At 55.8% G+C, this 20,541-nt stretch carries 21 protein-coding genes and 1 tRNA gene; 9 read left to right on the forward strand and 13 right to left on the reverse strand.

Annotation, left to right across the window (positions count from 1 at the left end; genetic code table 11):
* Window positions 1-14: 14 nt before the first annotated feature.
* The 5 genes from mnmH to ppiB form a co-directional block, all read right to left on the reverse strand.
* The gene (mnmH, locus tag L463_RS13060) at window positions 15-1,085 is read right to left on the reverse strand and encodes a tRNA 2-selenouridine(34) synthase MnmH (RefSeq protein ID WP_032104062.1); all 1,071 of its coding nucleotides are present in this window, start codon (window positions 1,083-1,085) and stop codon (window positions 15-17) included.
* Between the two features lie 84 nt (window positions 1,086-1,169).
* Window positions 1,170-2,237 carry a 5-(carboxyamino)imidazole ribonucleotide synthase gene (gene purK, locus L463_RS13055; protein ID WP_017694383.1) on the reverse strand — a complete coding sequence of 356 codons (1,068 nt, stop codon included), beginning with the start codon at window positions 2,235-2,237 and terminating at the stop codon, window positions 1,170-1,172.
* A complete protein-coding gene (gene purE / locus L463_RS13050; RefSeq protein ID WP_032673157.1) occupies window positions 2,234-2,743 on the reverse strand; it encodes a 5-(carboxyamino)imidazole ribonucleotide mutase in 510 nt (169 codons plus the stop codon). The genes purK and purE overlap by 4 nt, the downstream gene beginning before the upstream one ends.
* A 119-nt stretch (window positions 2,744-2,862) precedes the next feature.
* A complete protein-coding gene (lpxH, locus tag L463_RS13045; protein ID WP_017694382.1) occupies window positions 2,863-3,585 on the reverse strand; it encodes a UDP-2,3-diacylglucosamine diphosphatase in 723 nt (240 codons plus the stop codon).
* A gap of 3 nt (window positions 3,586-3,588) precedes the next feature.
* The gene (gene ppiB / locus L463_RS13040) at window positions 3,589-4,083 is read right to left on the reverse strand and encodes a peptidylprolyl isomerase B (RefSeq protein ID WP_000256009.1); all 495 of its coding nucleotides are present in this window, start codon (window positions 4,081-4,083) and stop codon (window positions 3,589-3,591) included.
* Between the two features lie 175 nt (window positions 4,084-4,258).
* Here ppiB and cysS point away from each other — a divergent pair, with 175 nt between their 5' ends.
* A complete protein-coding gene (gene cysS / locus L463_RS13035) occupies window positions 4,259-5,644 on the forward strand; it encodes a cysteine--tRNA ligase (protein ID WP_032103903.1) in 1,386 nt (461 codons plus the stop codon).
* 84 nt (window positions 5,645-5,728) lie between these two features.
* Here cysS and L463_RS13030 read toward each other — a convergent pair whose 3' ends face one another.
* The 5 genes from L463_RS13030 to folD form a co-directional block, all read right to left on the reverse strand.
* Entirely contained in the window at window positions 5,729-6,250 is a 522-nt protein-coding gene (locus tag L463_RS13030; protein WP_032103901.1) for a metal-dependent hydrolase, read from the reverse strand.
* A gap of 73 nt (window positions 6,251-6,323) precedes the next feature.
* Window positions 6,324-7,340: a Mal regulon transcriptional regulator MalI gene (malI, locus tag L463_RS13025; RefSeq protein ID WP_023296051.1), complete on the reverse strand. Its 1,017-nt coding sequence runs from the start codon at window positions 7,338-7,340 to the stop codon at window positions 6,324-6,326.
* Window positions 7,341-7,423: 83 nt separating this feature from the next.
* Window positions 7,424-8,923: a PTS transporter subunit EIIC gene (locus L463_RS13020; RefSeq protein ID WP_003858916.1), complete on the reverse strand. Its 1,500-nt coding sequence runs from the start codon at window positions 8,921-8,923 to the stop codon at window positions 7,424-7,426.
* 281 nt (window positions 8,924-9,204) lie between these two features.
* Window positions 9,205-9,417, reverse strand: coding sequence for a ribosome-associated protein YbcJ (gene ybcJ / locus L463_RS13015; protein ID WP_017694378.1), 213 nt, complete (start codon window positions 9,415-9,417; stop codon window positions 9,205-9,207).
* A 2-nt stretch (window positions 9,418-9,419) separates the two neighbouring features.
* Window positions 9,420-10,286 carry a bifunctional methylenetetrahydrofolate dehydrogenase/methenyltetrahydrofolate cyclohydrolase FolD gene (gene folD, locus L463_RS13010; RefSeq protein ID WP_006809817.1) on the reverse strand — a complete coding sequence of 289 codons (867 nt, stop codon included), beginning with the start codon at window positions 10,284-10,286 and terminating at the stop codon, window positions 9,420-9,422.
* Between the two features lie 310 nt (window positions 10,287-10,596).
* Here folD and fimA point away from each other — a divergent pair, with 310 nt between their 5' ends.
* The 6 genes from fimA (at window position 10,597) to sfmF (ending at window position 16,603) form a co-directional block, all read left to right on the forward strand.
* Window positions 10,597-11,160, forward strand: a complete 564-nt coding sequence (gene fimA / locus L463_RS13005; protein ID WP_003858911.1) for a type 1 fimbrial major subunit FimA — start codon at window positions 10,597-10,599, stop codon at window positions 11,158-11,160.
* A 69-nt stretch (window positions 11,161-11,229) separates the two neighbouring features.
* Window positions 11,230-11,772 (forward strand): type 1 fimbrial protein subunit FimI, encoded by a 543-nt coding sequence (gene fimI, locus L463_RS13000; RefSeq protein WP_017383235.1) that lies wholly within the window; start codon window positions 11,230-11,232, stop codon window positions 11,770-11,772.
* Window positions 11,773-11,806: 34 nt separating this feature from the next.
* Window positions 11,807-12,499, forward strand: coding sequence for a type 1 fimbria chaperone FimC (gene fimC, locus L463_RS12995; protein ID WP_017383236.1), 693 nt, complete (start codon window positions 11,807-11,809; stop codon window positions 12,497-12,499).
* A gap of 14 nt (window positions 12,500-12,513) precedes the next feature.
* Window positions 12,514-15,072, forward strand: a complete 2,559-nt coding sequence (locus L463_RS12990) for a fimbrial biogenesis usher protein (RefSeq protein WP_032103900.1) — start codon at window positions 12,514-12,516, stop codon at window positions 15,070-15,072.
* Window positions 15,065-16,072 (forward strand): type 1 fimbria D-mannose specific adhesin FimH, encoded by a 1,008-nt coding sequence (fimH, locus tag L463_RS12985; RefSeq protein ID WP_023296054.1) that lies wholly within the window; start codon window positions 15,065-15,067, stop codon window positions 16,070-16,072. The genes L463_RS12990 and fimH overlap by 8 nt, the downstream gene beginning before the upstream one ends.
* Before the next feature lie 9 nt (window positions 16,073-16,081).
* Complete coding sequence (gene sfmF / locus L463_RS12980) at window positions 16,082-16,603, forward strand: fimbria assembly protein (RefSeq protein ID WP_023296055.1); 522 nt, start codon at window positions 16,082-16,084, stop codon at window positions 16,601-16,603.
* Window positions 16,604-16,653: 50 nt separating this feature from the next.
* Here sfmF and fimZ read toward each other — a convergent pair whose 3' ends face one another.
* The 3 genes from fimZ to L463_RS12965 form a co-directional block, all read right to left on the reverse strand.
* The gene (gene fimZ / locus L463_RS12975; protein WP_003858901.1) at window positions 16,654-17,286 is read right to left on the reverse strand and encodes a fimbria biosynthesis transcriptional regulator FimZ; all 633 of its coding nucleotides are present in this window, start codon (window positions 17,284-17,286) and stop codon (window positions 16,654-16,656) included.
* An 809-nt stretch (window positions 17,287-18,095) separates the two neighbouring features.
* Window positions 18,096-18,812: a helix-turn-helix transcriptional regulator gene (locus tag L463_RS12970; RefSeq protein WP_017383240.1), complete on the reverse strand. Its 717-nt coding sequence runs from the start codon at window positions 18,810-18,812 to the stop codon at window positions 18,096-18,098.
* A gap of 24 nt (window positions 18,813-18,836) precedes the next feature.
* Entirely contained in the window at window positions 18,837-19,499 is a 663-nt protein-coding gene (locus tag L463_RS12965) for an EAL domain-containing protein (protein WP_032103899.1), read from the reverse strand.
* A 303-nt stretch (window positions 19,500-19,802) separates the two neighbouring features.
* On the opposite strand from L463_RS12965, the gene L463_RS12960 reads away from it, so the two are divergent.
* Window positions 19,803-19,879 (forward strand) — tRNA-Arg (locus tag L463_RS12960).
* A 225-nt stretch (window positions 19,880-20,104) separates the two neighbouring features.
* Window positions 20,105-20,380, forward strand: a complete 276-nt coding sequence (yahO, locus tag L463_RS12955; RefSeq protein ID WP_017382562.1) for a DUF1471 family periplasmic protein YahO — start codon at window positions 20,105-20,107, stop codon at window positions 20,378-20,380.
* Window positions 20,381-20,541 lie beyond the last annotated feature (161 nt).

Below are 20,541 nucleotides of genomic sequence, written 5' to 3' on the forward strand. Positions count from 1 at the left end.
CCCGGCTTTATTTTTCAGCGATCGAGCCACTCAGCAATTTCTTCGTACGTCCCGCGATACACAATCTTCTCCGCCTTTTTCTCCAGCTGATAGCCGTACATCGGGTCGTAATAGTCCTTCAGCAACGGCACAAGCCAGCTGAAGTGCGCGTCAGTGCTGCCAGTACGCTGTTGCTCGACAAGCGCGGCATCCAGCAGGGCGGTAAATTCCGCAAAGCGTTGCAGCCCCAGACGGCGACGAATGGCGTACAGGCCGTGATGCAGATATTCGCTGTACGCTTTCCAGCCCGCCTCTTCACCGCAGGCGGCAGAAAAGTCGGCCCACATGTGGACGAAATACTCTTCGCGCAGGCGCTCAAGACGGATCTCAAACGGATCCTCGACCACCACGACAGGCGCTTCAGCCATGCGGTCGCGCAGGCACTCCGGCAGGTGATTGGAGCCAATCATCCGGCCCTCGTCTTCCAGCACCCAGCGCGTGGCGTCTTTTTTCAATAGCTCAACCGCAAGGTGATTCTCGAAGCTCGCCTGAGAAAGCTGCGGGGTGAGCGTGCGACCAAACGACGAGCCGCGATGGTGCGCCAGCCCTTCCAGATCGATGCCCTGTGCATGCTGCTTCACCAGCAGCGTTTTACCGTTACCGGTACAGCCGCCGATAAGCACCATCGGCTTTTGTGACTGCTCAATGGTCACCTGAATCGCCGTCTGACGCAGAGCCTTATAGCCGCCGCGTATCAACGGATAGTCGACGCCCGCCTCTTTCAGCCAGGCCTGTGAGATATGCGAGCGCTGGCCGCCGCGCGCGCAGCAAAGGTAGCCCTCAGGATGGGCAAGGCTGGCTTCCCGCCAGGCGCTGATGCGCGCCTCGCGCGTCTCGCCGTTGACCAGGCTATGGCCGAGCGCCAGCGCGGCGTCCGGACCCTGGCGTTTATAGCAGGTGCCGACGGCGGCACGCTCATCGTCGTTCATTAAGGGCAGGTTGAGTGCGGCGGGCATCGCACCCTGGGCAAATTCGATCGGCGCGCGAACGTCGATTAAAGGGGTATCGGACGCGAGGATCGCGCGATAGTCCGTTCCATCGTTCATGGTGGTTCCAGAAGAAAACTGAGCAGCAATGGGCGGGGATTGTACGCCGGGGAAGGGGAAGGTCAACTCCCCGGCGAGGGATACTTACTTCAGTTTTGACTGCGCCCAGACAATACCGCTCGCATATTCTGGCGGCAGCAGGGGAACAATCGCTTCCAGCGTGGCGCTCAGGCGGTCCGTGTCGGTATCGTTCAGGTTCAGATGGCCGACCTTACGCCCCGGACGCACCTCTTTGTCGTACCAGTGCAGGTGCACCAGCGGCAGCTTCAGCCAGTTGTAGTTCAGATCGGTGCCGATCAGGTTGATCATCACCGACGGGCTGGTCACCACCGGCTGCGGCAGCGGCAGATCGGTGATGGCGCGCAGGTGCAGCTCGAACTGGCTGATGGAGGCGCCGTTTTGCGTCCAGTGGCCGCTGTTGTGCACGCGCGGCGCAAGTTCGTTGATCAGCAGACCCGACGGCGTGATGAAACACTCCATCGCCATCACGCCCACATAGCCCAGCTCATGCATAATGGCAGAGAGCATCTCTTCCGCCTGCGCCTGCTGGTCAGCATTGGCCTGCGGGAAGGCGACGCTGGTGCGCAGAATCCCGTCCTGATGCAGGTTATGCGTTAGCGGGTAAAAAACGGTGTGCCCGTCATGCCCGCGCGCGCCAACCAGCGACACTTCACCGCTAAAGTTTATGCCCTGCTCAACAATGCACTCGCCGTAGCAGTCGTCCGGCAGCTCGGCGGTGTCGTTCGCGCGCAGGCGCCACTGCCCGCGGCCGTCGTAGCCGCCGACGCGACGCTTCACAATAGCCAGGTCTCCCAGCATCGCAAACACGTCATCCCACTCGCGCTTATCGGAAAGCAGCTGCCACGGCGCGGTCGCGAGGCCGAGCTTGTCGAAAAGCTGTTTTTGCGTGAGACGGTCGGCAATGATCGGGAAGACGTCGCGGTTCACAAAGGCGTTATGGCGCGCCAGCTCGCGGGTCAGGGCGGTTTCCGGCCAGCGTTCAATTTCGGCGGTGATCACGCTCTGATGGAACGGCACGGCTTCCGGCTCGGCATCCAGCCCGACGGGCCAGACGGCAATACCCAGCGGCTCACCGGCCTGACGTAGCATCCGGCCAAGCTGACCATTACCAAGAACGCAAACCTGCTTCATGCTGCACCCCGCGGATCCGGGTTATCCAGCACCTCATCGGTCTGGGCTTTACGCCACTCCGCCAGACGCTGATGTAACTCTTTATCATGCGTCGCCAGGATCTGCGCGGCCAGCAGGGCGGCATTTGCCGCACCTGTTTTACCAATCGCCAGCGTACCGACAGGAATACCGCGCGGCATCTGGACGATAGAGTAAAGGCTATCCACCCCGCTTAACGCGGCGCTTTGCACGGGAACACCCAGTACCGGCACCAGCGTTTTGGCGGCAATCATGCCCGGCAGATGTGCTGCGCCGCCCGCACCGGCAATGATCACCTCGTAACCGTTCTCTTCGGCGCTTTCGGCGAAGCTGAACAGTTTATCCGGCGTACGGTGCGCGGAAACCACTTCGACGTGGTGCGGAACATTCAGGATTTCAAAGATTTCGGCGGCGAACTGCATGGTAGCCCAGTCGCTTTTGGACCCCATCACGATGGCGACACGCGCCGGATTATTGCGGGAAGACATGCGTCTTAAAACTCCTGTGGTGCGGAACACACTGCTTTCGAGGGCACAGAGAATAGCATGTAATACCGGCAAGGAAAACGGTTGCGTGGTCGGGAAATGAGCGAAAAGACGGGGAGGCGTTAAAACGGGAAGGCGATCAGTTCGACACCTTCCGGCGTAACTTTGACCATCGATCCTTCGCTGTGCCAGGCGCCTAAAACCACGCGATGGGCGGGCTCGCCGTTGGCGATAAGGGAATGCACATCGGGACGATGGGTATGGCCGTGGATCAACCACTGAACGCGATGCTTCTCCATCACCTTCACCACCGCCTGCGGATTGACGTCCATGATGGTCATCGATTTGCTGCTGTTGGCGGCCTTGCTGCCCGCGCGCATTCTGGCGGCGATGCGGTTGCGGATAAACAGCGGCAGGGCGAGGAACACTTTCTGGATCCACGGGGTGTGAACTTTGGCGCGAAACGCCAGGTAGCCGGTATCGTCAGTGCAGAGCGTGTCGCCGTGCATGATCAGAATATTGCGGCCATAGAGGTTGAGCACCTGCTCTTCCGGCAGCAGCGTCATACCGCTCTCGCGGGCGTAGCGCTGGCCGATCAGGAAATCACGGTTGCCGTGAATGAAATAGCAGGGGACGCCGGAATCCACCAGCACTTTAATGGCCGCAGCTATCTCACGGTGCAGCGGGTTCGGATCGTCGTCGCCTATCCAGGCCTCAAACAGGTCGCCCAGAATGTACAGCGCGTCGGCGCTTTTCGCTTCACCGCGTAAAAAACGCAGAAAACCGGCGGTTATCGCCGGTTCTTCTGTTTGCAGATGCAGATCCGCAATAAAGAGTGTCGCCACGAATTACTCGCTGACGGTCACGCTTGTGATCACAACGTCTTCTTTAGGAACGTCCTGGTGCATACCGCTGCGGCCAGTAGAAACGGCTTTGATCTTGTCGACCACGTCCATTCCTTCAACCACTTCTGCGAATACGCAGTAGCCCCAGCCTTGCAGACTTTCGCCAGAGAAGTTCAGGAAGTCGTTGTCCGCTACGTTGATGAAGAACTGTGCGGTCGCAGAGTGTGGCGCCTGAGTACGGGCCATTGCCAGCGTACCACGGGTGTTTTTCAGGCCGTTGTTCGCTTCGTTTTTGATCGCTTCTTTCGTCTCTTTCTGGCGCATGCCAGGCTCGAAACCGCCGCCCTGGATCATAAAGCCGTTGATCACACGGTGGAAAATAGTGTTGTTGTAGAAACCTTCGCGGCAGTAGTCCAGGAAGTTTTTAACTGTTTCAGGCGCTTTGTCATCAAAGGTTTTGATTACGATATCGCCATGATTAGTGTGGAAAGTAACCATTTTTGCATCCTGTTCCGTTATTGTGGTGCGTCGACCCGTGCTCGGGTCACATATAGGGGCTTGTTATAGCATAACCACAGGACACGATCACCTTGCATTGTGTGCTGACCGTACTCCGAATTATGGGTATTATAAGGAACAAACAATCCACACACGTGTTTACATGGAATCTTCGATGTTAAAAATCTTTAATACAATGACGCGCCAAAAAGAGGAATTTAAACCTATCCATGCCGGGGAAGTCGGCATGTACGTGTGTGGTATTACGGTTTACGATCTCTGTCATATCGGCCATGGCCGTACCTTTGTCGCGTTCGACGTGGTGTCACGCTACCTGCGCTTCCTGGGCTATAACCTGAAGTACGTGCGCAATATCACCGACATCGACGACAAAATCATTAAACGTGCTAATGAAAATGGCGAAAGCTTTGTCGCGCTGGTGGATCGCATGATCGCCGAAATGCACAAGGATTTTGATGCCTTAAATATTCTGCGCCCGGACAGTGAGCCGCGTGCGACCCACCATATCCATGAAATCATTGATATCACCCAAAAGCTGATCGAGCGTGGTCACGCCTATGTGGCGGACAACGGCGACGTGATGTTCTCGGTGCCGACGGACCCAACCTACGGTGCGCTTTCCCGCCAGGATCTGGACCAGCTCCAGGCCGGTGCGCGCGTGGACGTGGTTGACGTGAAGCGCAATCCGATGGACTTCGTGCTGTGGAAGATGTCCAAAGCGGGCGAACCGAGCTGGCCATCCCCGTGGGGCGAAGGGCGTCCGGGCTGGCACATTGAATGTTCCGCGATGAACTGCAAACAGCTGGGCAACCATTTCGACATCCACGGCGGCGGTTCGGATCTGATGTTCCCGCACCACGAAAACGAAATCGCGCAGTCCACCTGTGCTCACGGCGGCGAGTACGTGAACTACTGGATGCACTCCGGGATGGTGATGGTTGACCGCGAGAAGATGTCGAAATCGCTGGGCAACTTCTTTACCGTGCGCGACGTGCTGAAGTATTACGACGCGGAAACCGTGCGCTACTTCCTGATGTCTGGCCACTATCGCAGCCAGCTGAACTACAGCGAAGAGAACCTGAAGCAGGCGCGCGCTGCGCTGGAGCGTCTGTATACCGCACTGCGCGGCACCGACAAGTCTGTTCCGGCCGCAGGCGGCGATGCGTTCGAAGCCCGCTTTGTTGAGGTGATGAACGACGACTTCAACACCCCGGAAGCCTACTCCGTGCTGTTCGACATGGCGCGTGAGGTGAACCGCCTGAAGTCAGAAGATATGGCGGCGGCCAATGCGCTGGCATCTCACCTGCGTAAGCTCTCTTCCGTGCTCGGCCTGCTGGAGCAGGAGCCGGACCTGTTCCTGCAAAGCGGCGCGCAGGCTGACGACGGTGAAGTGGCGGAAATTGAAGCACTGATTAAAGCACGTTTCGAAGCGCGTCAGGCGAAAGACTGGGCGGCGGCGGATGCGGCGCGTAACCGTCTGACCGAGATGGGCATTATTCTGGAAGATGGCCCGCAGGGAACCACCTGGCGTCGTAAGTAAGTCCGTAACGCCCGGTGGCGCTAACGCTTACCGGGCCTACAGATGAAAGTAGGCCGGGTCAGGCGCAGCCGCCACCCGGCTTTTTTACCTCCGTCGCCACCACAGCAACCCCATCAGCACCATCCCCGGCAGCCACACCCACAGCAGTTCTGAAATGATTACCTGATGCCCGTACGGCGTGGTATAGCGCGACAGCGCAAACGGCGCGACCTTAATCACCTGCCACGGCGCAAAGAAGCGCTCATCTGACCACGGCCACAGCCAGCCGACGCCTTTCCCGCCGGTGGTGATCGAATCCAGCAGGCTGTGCGACAGCAATGACACGGTTAAAAACAGCCAGCAGCGCATCACGCTGGCCCTGAACCATCGTCGGCCTGCCAGCACGCAGAGTATCGGCACCACCAGGGCAAACAGTAGCGAATGAGTGAAACCGCGATGGCCGAAAATATTCCCGTAGGCGACACCGAATTTAAACGCCAGTACGTCGGCATCGGGCAGCATGGCGAGGACGATCCCGGCAAACAGCAGGCGGGGTGGGACGACTTTAGTTCCGAGCCCTAAGCCCAGACACAGAGGTACGGCAGCGTGGGTGATAACGGTAGGCATTGCATTTATCCATGGCAAATCATGGGAATATAGCAGCAGATCCGCCGCAGCAAACCTGTGCTAAATTCTGATTTTACGCCGATTCCCGCGCGATAAGCTGCCCGGAGAGGGTAATGCGCTGCGTTTGCAGATCCGGCTCTTTCAGCCTGCGGATCATCAGCCCTGCCGCCTGGCGGCCGGTCTCTTCGCTGGCAGACGAAACGTAAGTCAGCGACGGCGACGTGAGATTAACGTGGAGCATATCTTCAAAACCGATCAGCGCCACCTGCTGGGTTAAAAACACGTCTTTACCCACCGTGCGCCCCACCTGGTGAATACCGGAGATCGAACCGATCATCGCGTCCGGTGAATGGCAGAGCAGGGCGGTAATCGTGTTGTTCTTCTCCAGCAGCTGACGAGTCGCCATGGCCGCCGCCTGCGTGTCATCGGTGCAGGCGGGTGAATATTCCTCACGCCAGACCAGGCCGTTCTGCGTCATCGCGCTGCGAAAACCGAGCAGGCGCTGCTCGCGGATACGGCACCCGTCGCGCCCGCCGATGTAGGCGATGTTGCGGTGCCCGCGCTCGATAAGATAACGCGCGGCCAGGTTCGCCGCCTGGCGGTTATCGCGCATTACCAGGTTGCATTTCTCTTCCAGCAACGACTGCGAAACCGCCACAAGCGGCAGCGGGCAGTGACGAATGTGCTCCGGAAGAGAGGCGGCGCGGGTGTCCGACGCCAGGTAGATGACGCCCGCCACGCCCTGCTGCTTAAACGAGAGCAGGGTCCGTTCAAGATGTTCGCCGTCGTTCAGCGGCTGACCGAGAAAAACCATATAACCCTGCTTCTCCAGCTCCTGAACGATGCTCGCCATCACCTTGATGGAAAAGCTGTCGCTGAAGTCGCGCAGGATCAGGCCGATTAGGTTGGAGGTGTTGGCGCGAAGGTTGGCAGCGGCGACGTTATGAACATAGCCCAGCGTTGTGATGGCGGCATTGACCTTCCCGATCGTCGCCTCTGAGATCTTCCCTTTCTGGCGCAGCACCAGCGAAACGGTAGAAACCGACACGCCCGCATGCTTTGCGACATCAATAATGCTGACTTTCTTCAAAACCGCTCCCTGAAATTTCCCGATTATCAGCCAGATAAGAGGCGTTCCCCAGCGTACAGGAGACGCCTCCTTCAGGCATCTTATTATTTGCCAATCATGGTGGACATGGTCTGGGCGATAAACTGTGCTCTGGCCCCGAAAATCACCTGTATCCCGTTGTCGCCCACGAACACCACGCCGCGCGCGCCAAGCCCGTTCAGCCCGTCCCGGTCCACCGCTTCGCTCTTCGCCACTTCCAGACGCAGACGCGTGATGCAGGAGCCGACGGAATCAATGTTCTGCGCACCGCCCAGCAGGCCGATGATTTCGGTGGCAAGTTCGGAATCGGACTTGTCATTCGCGCTGGCGGTCACTTCGGTGCGGCCCGGCGTTTTCACGTCGAAGCGACGGATCACGAAGCGGAAGGTGAAGTAGTAGATCAATGCCATCGGAATGCCGATGATAATGGCGCTCAGGAAGTTGGTCTGATAGCCGTTAAACGACGGCAGGATCCCGAACGACAGGTAGTCGATAAAGCCCGCCGAGAACGATTTGGCGATGTGCGCATGCAGCAGGTACATGGTCATGTACGCCAGCCCCGCCATGATGGCGTTGAAAACGTAAAGGATTGGCGCCACGAAGATAAAGGTAAACTCCACCGGCTCGGTGATCCCCGTCAGGAAACAGGTGAGCGCCGCAGAGAACAGAATACCGGCCGCGATTTTCTTATTCTTCGTGTGCGCTTCGTGGTACATCGCCAGGCACGCCGCAGGCAGCGCGAACAGCATCAGCGGGAACTCGCCCTGCATGAATTTCCCGGCGTTCTGGTAGGTGTCGCTGCTGAAGGATTTCACCCCTTCTTCCAGCATCTTGAACCAGATGGTCTGGTCGCCGTGGATCACCTGCCCCGCCTGTGTAGTGTAATCCCCGAACGAATACCAGAAGGAGGGATACCAGATGTGATGCAGGCCGAGCGGGATCAGCGCGCGCTCCACCAGCCCGAAGATAAAGGTCGAGGCCGCCTGGTTATCGCCATTCACCACCACGGACAGGGCGTCGATGCCGGACTGAATGTGCTGCCAGACGTACGGCAGCAGCAGGCCGAGCAGGAACGACAGAAACGCCGTCGCAATCGCCACAAAACGCTTGCCGGAGAAGAAGCCGAGGAACTCCGGCAGCTGCATGGTGTGGAAGCGGTTGTAGCACCAGGCCGCAAGAATACCGCAGATCAGGCCGCCAAAGACGCCCATCTGCAACGTCGGAATGCCGACGACCATGGCGTATTTACCGCCCTGAGAGGCCATTTCCGGCGTAATGCTCAGCACGGTGCTGATGGTGATGTTAGTGACAAACACGGAGACCGCCGCAGAGAGTGCGGCAATGCCGGATTCCGAAGCCAGTCCGACGGCAGAGCCGATGGCGAACAGCATCGGCAGGTTATCAAAGATAACCCCGCCGGCGTTCATCATCAGCGGCAGATGGAACTTATCGCCGAAGGCCAGCAGCAGGCCCGCAGCGGGTAGCAGTGAAATTGGCAGCATTAAGGCGCGACCAATCATCGATAACTTAGACAGCGATTTAACAAACCCTGATATCAGGCTCATGCTGATTTCCCCCGAGTAGCGCTTTTTCGCGCTGTTATTGTAAGTAGAACGTTTTAGTAGAACGTTCTACTTATCGTGGGGAAAGTCTGAAAATCGCGCAACTTAATTTTCACATTTCGCCAGAGGGAATAGTGATTATTTGAAGTTGATCGATAATTAACCGTGATGGGTGTGAGGGGATTGTGAGAGAAATTGCCGGGTGGCGGCTTCGCCTTACCCGGCCTACAAACGGAAACAGTACGTAGGCCCGGTAAGCGCAGCGCCACCGGGCATCAGACAGCTTACGCCGTCACGGTCACGCTCTGTCCTGCAAAGCTCACGGTCTGACCCGCGACAATTTTGCAGCGCTTGCGGGTTTCCACCGCGCCGTCTACTTTTACCTGCCCGTCGGCTATGACGATCTTCGCCTGCGCGCCGCTTTCGCTCCAGCCTTCCAGCTTCAGCAGATCGCACAGCTCAACGTGCGGGTGTTTACCTAAAGAAAAAGTTGCCATGATTACGCGTCCTCTACGTCGTGATACTCCTCGCACGCCTGCAAGGTATTCTGAATCAGTGTTGCTACCGTCATCGGGCCTACGCCGCCCGGGACCGGAGTGATATAGGATGCACGCGCTGCGGCATCTTCATACACCACGTCGCCGACCACTTTGCCGTTTTCCAGACGGTTAATACCCACGTCCACGACGATTGCGCCCTCTTTGATCCACTCGCCCGGAATAAAGCCCGGCTTGCCGACCGCAACGATCAGCAGATCGGCGTTTTCGACGTGGTGACGCAGGTTTTTGGTGAAGCGGTGGGTGACGGTGGTGGTGCAGCCCGCCAGCAGCAGCTCCATGCTCATCGGACGGCCCACGATGTTGGAGGCGCCAATTACCACGGCGTTGAGGCCGTAGGTATCGATGTTATAACGCTCCAGCAGCGTCACGATGCCGCGCGGGGTACACGGACGCAGGCGCGGCGCGCGCTGGCACAGGCGGCCCACGTTATACGGATGGAAACCGTCAACGTCTTTGTCCGGCGCGATGCGCTCCAGCACCTTCACGTTGTCGATGCCCGCAGGCAGCGGCAGCTGAACCAGGATACCGTCGATCTCTTTATCGGCATTCAGGGTGTCGATCAGTTCCAGCAGTTCCGCTTCGCTGGTGGTTTCCGGCAGATCGTAAGAGCGGGAGACGAACCCCACCTCTTCACACGCTTTGCGTTTGCTGCCGACATAAATTTGCGAAGCCGGGTTGCTGCCAACCAGCACAACGGCCAGCCCGGGGGCGCGAAATCCGGCGGCTTTACGCGCCTTCACTTTTTCCGCAACCTCAGAGCGCACCTGCTGCGCAATCGTTTTACCGTCAATAATCTTTGCTGCCATCAGAGAGAAGATTCCGTCTGTAACGTTAGAAAGGAGGGATTGCCTGTATTTTGTCAGAAGCGAGCGCCGCTGTCAGTCACCCTTTACGAGATTTCATCGATGTCCCGCAAAATCCCTTCTCAGGGCATGGTCAATTTCTTAGAGGTGATTAGGATGTGACCTGGCAAAATGGCAGCGTTTTGACATATTACAAAATAAATTCCTGAGCTACTTTGTCCTCTCCGAAATAAGCCTTCAATTTTTTAATTGATCGTATTTCTTATTCCCGAATATGCGCGGGAAGGGTTATTTACATTTTAAAGGAATAGACATGAAACTCAGCAACATTGCTTCTACTGTTATTGCAACTCTGGCCCTGGTCGCGGGTGCCGCTCACGCAGAAGATCCGGTAGCGCCTGTATCTGTAAACGGTGGTACGGTGCATTTTAAAGGTGAATTAGTGAATGCCGCGTGTTCAGTGAATACTGACTCTTCAGAGCAGACGGTTAATCTTGGCCAGTACCGTACCGCGAAATTCACTAAAGTGGGTGACACCACCTCCAATATTCCGTTCACCATCGAACTGAACGACTGCGATCCTGCGGTAGCGAAAACCGCTGCTGTCGCGTTTACCGGCCAGATCGACGCCACCGACAAAACGCTGCTGGCGGTAAGCTCCGGTAACAACGACAACTCCGCGAAGGGCGTAGGTATTGAGATCCTCGACAGCAAATCCTCCACGCTGACCCCGGACGGCGCCACCTTCTCTGCGGCGCAGAACCTGATTGAAGGGACTAACACCCTGAACTTCACCGCGCGCTATAAAGCCACGGCGGCGACCACCGAGCCAGGCCAGGCAAACGCGGACGCAACATTCGTAATGAAATACGAGTAATGCCTGAGTACAGGGATGTGGCTGGCCTCAGGGAAGAGGTCTTTTGATCGCCTATACCGGGAGCGAAGGATGACAAGGACTGGGATACTGCTGTGTGCCCTTGCGATTGCCTCAGCGGTAAACGCACATACCGTGGTCATAGACGGCGGCAAAGTACACCTCAGGGGAGAGCTGGTTAACGGCGGCTGCGCCGTGGCCCCGGACAGCCAGAATATGCGCGTGGATATGGGGCAATACCGCACAAACGCCTTTTCCGGCGTCGGCAGCTTTTCCACGGTTAATGTGCCTTTCACCGTACGTCTGCTGGATTGCAGCGTGGACGTCTCCCGCACCGTGGGGATCCAGTTCCAGGGAGTGACACCGGCAGAAGACCCGCAGGTTTTCCTGGCGACATCGCGGCCGGGGGAAAATGCGGTCAGCAGTGGTGTCGGGCTGGCGCTTTTTGACGAACAGCAACGTCAGATCATCCCGAACGCGACGGCGGTGAGCTGGTTACCCATTGACACCCGCGAGCTGGTATTTCATTTCAGCGCCCGCTACCGGGCAATTTCCGAACACCTTGTACCAGGCACTATTCAGTCGAATGTCTGGTTTACGTTGATTTATCCCTGACGCCTGCGAACTAATTATTAAAGGTACGGTTGTGATGAACACCCTGATTAAACCTGGACTGTTTTTATCTTTTATTTTGATGATGGTTTCTGCCAGCGCGAATGCGTCCGGCGGAATTGCGCTGGGCGCGACGCGCGTTATTTATCCGGCCGATGCCAAACAAACGTCGCTGGCGATCACCAACAGCAATAAACAAGAGCGCTATTTAATTAACGCGTGGATAGAAAATGCCAACGGGCAAAAGGAAAAAACCTTTGCCGTCACGCCGCCGCTGTTTGTCAGCGAGCCGGCCAGCGAAAACACCCTGCGCATTATCTACGCAGGCCCGGCGCTGCCTGCCGATCGCGAATCGCTCTTTTACATGAACGTCAAAGCGATTCCCTCCGTCAGCAAAAAACATCAGGACGGCAACAACGTCCTGCAACTGGCTATTCTGTCACGTATCAAGCTGTTTGTTCGCCCGGCTAACCTGGCGATGCCGCCGGAAGAGGCGCTCTCACAGCTGCGCTTTGAGCGCGTCGGCAACCATCTTAAGGTGAGCAATGCCTCGCCGTATTACGTCACGCTGGTCAATCTGAAGCTCGGCGGTCAGACGCTGGATAACCTGATGGTTGCTCCTAAAAGCTCGGCGCAGCAGGTGCTGCCTGCCGCTGCGAGCGGCACGCTCTCCTGGCAGAGTGTGAATGACTATGGCGCCATTACGCCGGCGCGTAGCGTCAGCCTGTGAGCAGAGACAGGGCGATGAACACTCAATGGCGTTACTGCCCGGTTGCGCTGGCACTGATGGCAACGCTCTGGCCACTCGCTGGCTGGGGCGAAAGCTACTTTAACCCGGCGTTTCTCTCCGATGACACGGCGAACGTGGCGGATTTGTCGCGTTTTGAAAAAGGCCACCAGCAAGCACCGGGCGTCTATCGCGTCGATATCTGGCGTAACGATGAGTTTATCGGCACGCAGGACGTGCGGTTTGAGCAAGCTGACAACACGCCGCCGGTCGCGGGCGGTTTGTCGCCGTGCATTACGCGCGCGATGCTCGATCGCTTTGGCGTCAATATCGCCGCCTTCCCGGAACTGAGCAACGTGCAGGGCGATACCTGCGTTCCGCTCACCACGGCTATTCCGGGCAGCGAAACGGCGTTCAACTTCGCCTCGTTGCGCCTGAACGTCAGCCTGCCTCAGGTGGCGATGCAAAACAGCGCCCGCGGGTATATTCCACCTGAACAGTGGGATGAAGGCATCCCCGCCGCGCTGCTGAACTACAGCTTTACCGGCAACCGGGGCAGCGACGACGACAGCTACTATCTGAACCTGCAAAGCGGGTTGAACTATGGCGCCTGGCGATTACGCAATAACGGCGCGTGGCGTTATACCGAAAGCAACGGCCAGCGGCACAGCAGCTGGCAAAATATTGGTACCTGGGCGCAGCGTACGATCATCCCGCTGAAAAGCGAGCTGGTGCTTGGCGACAGCAACACCGGTAACGATGTCTTCGACAGCGTTGGTTTTCGCGGTGGTCGCCTCTATTCGTCCGACAGTATGTACCCGGACAGCCTGCAAGGTTACGCGCCTACCGTGCGCGGAATCGCCCGCACCCCTGCCAAAGTGGTGATCCGCCAGAACGGATACGTGATTTACCAGAGCTATGTGCAGCCGGGGGCTTTTGCGATAACTGATCTTAACCCGACCTCCTCAAGCGGTGACCTGGAGGTGACGGTGGAAGAGAGGGACGGCAGCCAGCAGCGCTACACCGTCCCGTATTCCACCGTTCCGCTGCTCCAGCGTGAAGGACGCTGGAAATACGATCTGGTGGCAGGGGACTATCGCAGCGGCAACAGCGAGCAGGACACGCCGTTCTTTACTCAGGGTACGATGATTGCGGGTCTTGCCGACGGCTATACGCTGTACGGCGGAACGCAGCTGGCCTCGCGCTATACCGCCATCGCCATTGGCGCGGGTAAAAACCTCGGTGACTGGGGGGCGGTTTCACTTGATCTCACCCATGCCCGCAGCCAGCTTGCCGATGACAGCCGCCATGAAGGGCAGTCCCTGCGGTTCCTGTACGCAAAATCTCTTAACGGATTCGGCACCAACTTCCAGCTGCTGGGCTATCGCTACTCGACCAAAGGCTTCTACACCCTCGACGATGTGGCCTGGCGCACAATGGAAGGCTACCAGTATGGCGACGATCAGGACGATGACGGCGTGCCGGACGTGCAGAGCTATCACAACCTGACGCTGAATAAAAAAGGGCGTTTCCAGCTCAATATCTCCCAGTCTCTCGGCGATTACGGCTCGGTGTACGTGTCGGGCAGCCAGCAGAGTTACTGGGGCACCAGCGAATCCAACGTCTGGTATCAGCTTGGCTACGCGGGCGGGGTGAAAGGGGTCAGCTACGCCTTATCCTGGTCGTGGAACAAGGCCGTCGGCATTGACGGAACCGACCGGATCGCCTCGTTCAACGTCTCCGTCCCGTTCAGCCTGTTCACCCGTCACGGCTACCGTCGCGATAACGCGATCGACCGGGCCTATGCCACAGCCTCTGCCAGCCGTAACAGCGACGGTGATACCAGCTGGCAGACCGGGATCAGCGGAACGCTGCTCCAGGATCGTAACCTGAACTACAGCGTCACGCAGGGTCACACCAGCAATAACGGTGCCAGCGGCAGCGCCAGCGCTAACTGGCAGGCGACGTACGGCACGCTGGGCGTGGGCTACAACTACGCCCGGGATCAGCACGACCTCAACTGGCAGCTCTCCGGCGGCGTGGTAGGGCATTCAGACGGCATCACATTCAGTCAGCCGCTGGGCGATACCAACGTCTTGATCAAAGCGCCGGGCGCGTCAGGCGTGAGCGTCGAAAACCAGACCGGCGTCAAAACAGACTGGCGTGGCTATGCGGTGATGCCGTACGCCACGGTGTACCGATACAACCGCGTGGCGCTGGACACCAACACCATGAGCAACAACACCGACATTGAAAATAACGTTTCCAGCGTCGTGCCGACGAACGGTGCGCTGGTGCGCGCCAGTTTTGACACCCGCATCGGCGTGCGTGCGCTGCTCACCGTGAAGCGTGATAACCAGCCTGTACCGTTTGGGGCGGTGGTGCGTGAGACGCAGAGCGGCGTAACCAGCATGGTGGGAGATGACGGTCAGATTTACCTGAGCGGGCTGCCGCTGAGCGGAGAACTGCTGATTCAGTGGGGAGACGGGAAACAGTCCCAGTGTCGTGCGCCCTACAGCCTGCCAGAACAAAGCCTGCAACAGGCGATCACACTTAAGGGGATCCGCTGTGAATAAAATCCATTATCTGGGGCTATCCCTGCTGGCGTTTTTTCCGCTATCTGAGGCCTTCGCCACGGTCTGCGTCAATGAAAATGGCGTGCCGACGGAGGTGTATTACGACCTGACGGATAAATTTAACAGCTCCAATAACCAGGTGGGGCAGATTGTCACGCTCAGCGAGAAGTCCCAGTGGGTGGGCGTCAACGCCGTCTGCCCTAAGGGAACGTCCGGGAACACCACCAAGCGCAGCTATGTTACCGATTTCCCTGTTACGGGCACCAGCGATGGCTACCAGTATCTGAAGCTAAACGACTATCTGGACGGGGCGATGAAAATTACCGACAGCTACGCTGGCACGTTTTATCCGCCCAAAAGCTACATTCAGATGGGGAGCCACCCGAATGTGTCTAAAAACAAACCGTTTGGCGTACAGGATTCCAGCCTCGTCTTCCGGCTTAAAGTGACCCGACGCTTTATCAATATGGTGGTGATCCCCCGGGCGACCATGTTCCGGGTTTACGTCACCACGACCTCCTCGGATCCGCTCACCACGCCGGTTTATACCATCAGCTACAGCGGGACTATTCAGGTACCTCAGAGCTGTGAAATTAATGCCGGGAATGTGGTGGAGTTCGATTTCGGAGACATCGGCGCCTCCCTGTTCAGTAAAGCAGGCATCGGGAATAAGCCGGAGGGGATCTCAGCGCAAAGCAAAACCATCGGCATCAAATGCACCAACGTCGAGGCGAACGCCATGCTCACGATGCGTGTTGAAGCGGAGAAGGTTTCAGGCAGTACGCTGGTTTCCGATAACGCGGATGTGGGTTTTGTGATTGCCAACAGTAATGGCGTGCCGCTGACGCCCAACAACCTGACCAGCAAAATCCCGTTCCGTCTGGACGACAGCGCTCAGGCGCAGGTGGGGATCCGCGCGTGGCCCGTCAGCGTAACCGGTAAAAAACCTGCCGAGGGGCGTTTTACCTCTCGCGGCTATTTACGCGTCGACTACGACTAAGGAGCAGGTATGCGAAACGGAATGCGGTATTTAGCCGTCGCGCTCTTTGCGCTTTGCTCCCCTGCACACGCAGAGACGGCGCTTGGGGAAATTAACATTCAGCTCTACGGCAATATCGTGGATTTTACCTGCGTGGCGGAGGGGGACGACAGCAATAAAACCGTCACGCTCGGCACCTGGCCCACGAAACAGCTTCGCACAACGGGGAGCCGGACGCAGCCTGTACCGTTCACCCTGAAGCTGACCGGATGTCCGCCGGGGGCGGCTTCGGTCACATTTACGGGGAAGATGGACGGGCATGATAATAGCCTGCTGGCGCTGAATGATGCCAGCGCGGCCAGCAACGTGGCCGTGGAGATCCTCGACCGGGATAAAACGCGCCTCGCGTTGCAGCAGGCCAGCCAGACGGTGGCGGTAGATGCGCAGGGAAATGCCGAACTGTCGTTTTATGCCAATTATATCGCCACGGCGGATAACCCGCAGCCGGGACGGGCTGACGCCGATGCAACTTTCATGATTAATTATAATTAATCGTATCCACTCTCCCTGTAACGGTTATATGTTGCAGGGAGAGGGTAGGATTACAGTAATTCGTGCGCTTTCGCGTAATCAATTAATTCAACGATACTTTGCACGCCCAGCTTGGAAAAGATATTAGACTTATGGGCGCTAATTGTTTTGTTGCTAAGTAATAATTGATCCGCAATCTCCTTATTAGATAATCCGTTCGCCAGATATCGCAGAACCGTCACTTCACGATTTGATAATGGCATATCCACAGCGGCGCCCGTCCGCGAGCCCAGATGGTTTATAAAACTCAATGTTTCTGAGGGGAAGAAGGAATAGCCCGTCAGGATCATTTCCACCGCGTTATAAATTTCCCCCAGATCTTTTCGCTTACTGACAAAACCATTTGCCCCGGCGCGGATGGCGCGTCCTGCGTAGAAGGCTTCAGATTTCGAAGAGAGGAAAAGAACCTTAATGTCTTTATTTAAGTTCCTGATTCTTTTCAGTAATACGAACCCATCCGTGCCCGTCATTTCAATATCGAGAATGACCAGGTCAATGGGGTGGTTGCGTATACAGTCAAGCACCTCGTGGCTGTCGCCTGACTTCAGTTTGACCTGGATGTTTTTATTTTTCTGTAGCAGGACTTCTATCGACATTCTGACGATAGGGTGTTCGTCCATAATGATAACGGATGCCGGTTTCATTTTTTATGCCTCAGATTGTTAAAAGCGTTATGCTGAGTTTTGTTAAAACTCTCGAAAAGCCGGAAGGATAATTGCGCAGATCCTTGTACGGTAAATGTCCCTGGGAAGAGCGAAAGCATCCTTGTTTACGTAGTGGTGATATCAATGCCTCAGCGCAGTTATCTCATAAGGCTGGTTATGGCAAAATGATTTTTCTTATTCGCGTGTCAAACACGTCTTATTATACCGTTTAAGTATTGTCCGAAAAGCCTGTAAATTAATATCCATATATTGCTGATTATTATGTTCTGGATCTGAATCACTAACTTTTTAAAATTAGCAAAAATGTCCTGATATTGCATTTACCACACACTTTCATCTTTATGTAATAACAAAAAATAAACGATTTTACTGTATGTTAAATGAATGTTAACAGCGAGCAGGCTGTGACAACCAGCATCCCGCCTGCCTGCCATCCCTGAAATCCGCCATTTCGTGCGTCATCTCTCCGTTTCAAACGCCTCCTGGCAAATTGCCGTTCCCAACAACAGAACAGTACTATCTGCTGTTTTCTTCACCTCTCATCGCATTCTTTTACAGGTGAATCGCTTGTTTTTACACCATTATCATCCTGTTAACTGAAGCGCCAGAACCTTAACGCATGGATAAAATCACTCTCGTTGAGCGTACCGGCAGCATTTCGCATGGTTTAAGACCTGGAATTAGGAATAGTTATAAAATCGAAAGTTTTGTTAAAAAACACAAAAATTTAACATACATCCTAAGTAATTTCCTAAAGGTCTTTAGGAATTAAGAAGTTACTGAATACGTTAATACGTGAAATCTGAGAGGTTGTTGAGAAGATGTAGCAACTCATGACGATGATTCAGCCCAAGTTTCGCCAGGATGCAGCTGAGACGGTAAATAATGCGGCTGTAGGGGCGGTTCTGTAACTGCGCGATCTGCCGCAAGGAGCTCCCCTGCGACAGCGCCTGTAAAATCGGCCATTCATCCCGTGAAAACCACTCTTTGCGGTTGCCGGCCGGTGACGGTGCTTCCAGCAAGGTTTGTTGCATAGCCAGCGCCGTTAGCTGGCGTTCAAGCACATGAAAAGGGCCAGCCGCTTTACAAAACAGGCGAGCATCATAATCATCGGCGCGGACGAGCAGGTAGGGTGTCAGGTAGGGGGCGAACAGGCTGTGGCGGCGTAATCGGTCCAGCAGGTCGATGAGCGGCGAGGCGCGGCTCTCAATGTCTATTACCAGACGCGATGAAGGCCAGTGATTTAAATCACTGAGGGCGGCTTCCAGCGTGGAATAGTCGCAGCAATTGCTCAGGGGCGACTGCCCGCTCAGTAAACCGGAACGGAAAAAATTATCCTGTGTGACCAGAATGATAAAGGGAGCATCGGTTTTGCGGGTCTGGTTGATTGACTGGCTCAAATATTCGAGACGATCAAAAAATGGGAGAGCAAAAGGCGAGTGCGTAGAACCCAGTGAATCACTTCCTGTCCGACGACGCCGGTAACGGCGCACTGTCATTCGCATAGCTTCCCTCTTGGCGATGACCGTTCAGTCCTCCTGCCATCTCCAGGATGGCCAATAATATCCCTGACCGAAGCGCGCGCCAGCATGAAGCGCGCAAGTACGGTCCCGTTCTGTTTCAATGCCTTCAATAAGCACATTCGCAGCGATTTTTGAACAAAGGGTGACCAGCTGTGTCAGCGCCGGCGTTTCACGTAAACGCCAGAAAGCGATCTTATCGATTTTTATTCCGCTTAATGGCAGGCGGCAGGATAAAAATGCGTGCCCTGACGCTTCATCAATATCATCCAGCCAGATCCGGTGTCCTCGCGCGGTCAACTGCTGAAGCGCACAACTCACCCTCAGACGCGCCGGGTCTGAGAGTGTAAAGAACGAGGCAGGCTCCACGAGTTCAATGTTCAGCGGTGGGCTGTTAAGTTGCAGTAAACGCTGGAACATTTCCGGTATGGTCAGAACGGTTATCGGCAAATTTATGAAAAGGTTGTCACAGGGGAAGGGGTTTTTTAACGCGGCGATCTGTGCTTCCAGCAGCATAAGCGCCCGGGCGGCGGACCAGTCCTGGAAAAAGCTTTCGTTTTGCTGATGCGGCGACAGCACGCTGAGCACTTCGGCCCCCACCGTGCGCGAAGATGAGAGGGCGACAATGGGTTCAAGCTTAATGCCTGTAATATCGTGTGAGATGTGCTGCACGCACGAGGGAAAACCTGTCTGGTCTGGCGCTGTCACTCCGTCGTCCTGTTCACTTCCAGCCTCCAGGCGGCCGGGTTACCGCTGGACAGTGTGAAGGTGAAGTAAACAGGAAAACAGCAGGCGTTACTTAAAAGCGGCTAAGCCTTTTCGCAGCCCGTAAAAGAGGGATAAATGTTGAAAAAACAGCCGTATTTACAATCAGCTAGTCATTATCGCCAGAGAAGGCGGAAAAGGCATTGACTCACTACGCATTGACCGTATAATTCCAGGCGTTTCACCACCGCGAAGTACACTCTTCTCCGTGCGCCCTTAGCTCAGTTGGATAGAGCAACGGCCTTCTAAGCCGTAGGTCGTAGGTTCGAATCCTACAGGGCGTGCCATTAAATTTCACAGATTGCCGCCTGCGCGACGTCCTGCTGATTTTCTCCATGAAACACCCCTCGCGAAAGTAGCGTTAACGCACATTTTTCACAGCACAATTGACTGTTATAACAGTATTTTTCTTACCCTATGGCAATTTTGCTATTCCTCTACCATGCTCATATCACCTCACTCTTACTCGTGGGGCTTTTCGTAGTTGCTGATTAATCTCAAGGAAAAAGGTTATGAAAAAAACGACTGCTATTTTGATGGGCACTGCATTTCTGTTTACCACCAATACCTTTGCGGCTGAACTGCTGACGAAAAACGAGTTTGAGAAAGTGGAATCACAGTATGAAAAAATCGGTACGGTTAGCACTTCCAATGAAGTCTCGGTAGACGACGCGAAAAAAGAGCTGATCGAGAAAGCCGATAAAGAAGGTGCTGATGTTCTGGTGCTGACTTCCGGTAATACCAACAACAAAATTCACGGTACCGCCGATATTTTCAAGAAAAAATAATGCCTTAGCAACCACCCCTGTTTCGGGGTGGTTGCGCGCCATACCTCCCGCCAGCCTTGTTTCTTGTCTCTTCTCGCTCAGAGATGTCCGTTGACACTTGATTACGCATTCATAATGCGTATAGTTCTCATTTGCATTTCTTTTAATAACTTTTAAGGCCC

The sequence above is a fragment of the Enterobacter sp. BIDMC 27 genome, assembly GCF_000534415.1.
Taxonomy (GTDB): domain Bacteria; phylum Pseudomonadota; class Gammaproteobacteria; order Enterobacterales; family Enterobacteriaceae; genus Enterobacter; species Enterobacter hormaechei_C.

Excerpts from the sequence above, each read along its gene's own strand:
- mnmH (WP_032104062.1), bottom strand. The coding sequence starts at position 1,085 with ATGAACGATGGAACGGACTATCGCGCGATCCTCGCGTCCGATACCCCT.
- purK (WP_017694383.1), bottom strand. The coding sequence starts at position 2,237 with ATGAAGCAGGTTTGCGTTCTTGGTAATGGTCAGCTTGGCCGGATGCTA.
- purE (WP_032673157.1), bottom strand. The coding sequence starts at position 2,743 with ATGTCTTCCCGCAATAATCCGGCGCGTGTCGCCATCGTGATGGGGTCC.
- ppiB (WP_000256009.1), bottom strand. The coding sequence starts at position 4,083 with ATGGTTACTTTCCACACTAATCATGGCGATATCGTAATCAAAACCTTT.
- cysS (WP_032103903.1), top strand. The coding sequence starts at position 4,259 with ATGTTAAAAATCTTTAATACAATGACGCGCCAAAAAGAGGAATTTAAA.
- L463_RS13030 (WP_032103901.1), bottom strand. The coding sequence starts at position 6,250 with ATGCCTACCGTTATCACCCACGCTGCCGTACCTCTGTGTCTGGGCTTA.
- L463_RS13020 (WP_003858916.1), bottom strand. The coding sequence starts at position 8,923 with ATGAGCCTGATATCAGGGTTTGTTAAATCGCTGTCTAAGTTATCGATG.
- ybcJ (WP_017694378.1), bottom strand. The coding sequence starts at position 9,417 with ATGGCAACTTTTTCTTTAGGTAAACACCCGCACGTTGAGCTGTGCGAT.
- folD (WP_006809817.1), bottom strand. The coding sequence starts at position 10,286 with ATGGCAGCAAAGATTATTGACGGTAAAACGATTGCGCAGCAGGTGCGC.
- fimA (WP_003858911.1), top strand. The coding sequence starts at position 10,597 with ATGAAACTCAGCAACATTGCTTCTACTGTTATTGCAACTCTGGCCCTG.
- fimI (WP_017383235.1), top strand. The coding sequence starts at position 11,230 with ATGACAAGGACTGGGATACTGCTGTGTGCCCTTGCGATTGCCTCAGCG.
- fimC (WP_017383236.1), top strand. The coding sequence starts at position 11,807 with ATGAACACCCTGATTAAACCTGGACTGTTTTTATCTTTTATTTTGATG.
- L463_RS12990 (WP_032103900.1), top strand. The coding sequence starts at position 12,514 with ATGAACACTCAATGGCGTTACTGCCCGGTTGCGCTGGCACTGATGGCA.
- sfmF (WP_023296055.1), top strand. The coding sequence starts at position 16,082 with ATGCGAAACGGAATGCGGTATTTAGCCGTCGCGCTCTTTGCGCTTTGC.
- fimZ (WP_003858901.1), bottom strand. The coding sequence starts at position 17,286 with ATGAAACCGGCATCCGTTATCATTATGGACGAACACCCTATCGTCAGA.
- L463_RS12970 (WP_017383240.1), bottom strand. The coding sequence starts at position 18,812 with ATGCGAATGACAGTGCGCCGTTACCGGCGTCGTCGGACAGGAAGTGAT.
- yahO (WP_017382562.1), top strand. The coding sequence starts at position 20,105 with ATGAAAAAAACGACTGCTATTTTGATGGGCACTGCATTTCTGTTTACC.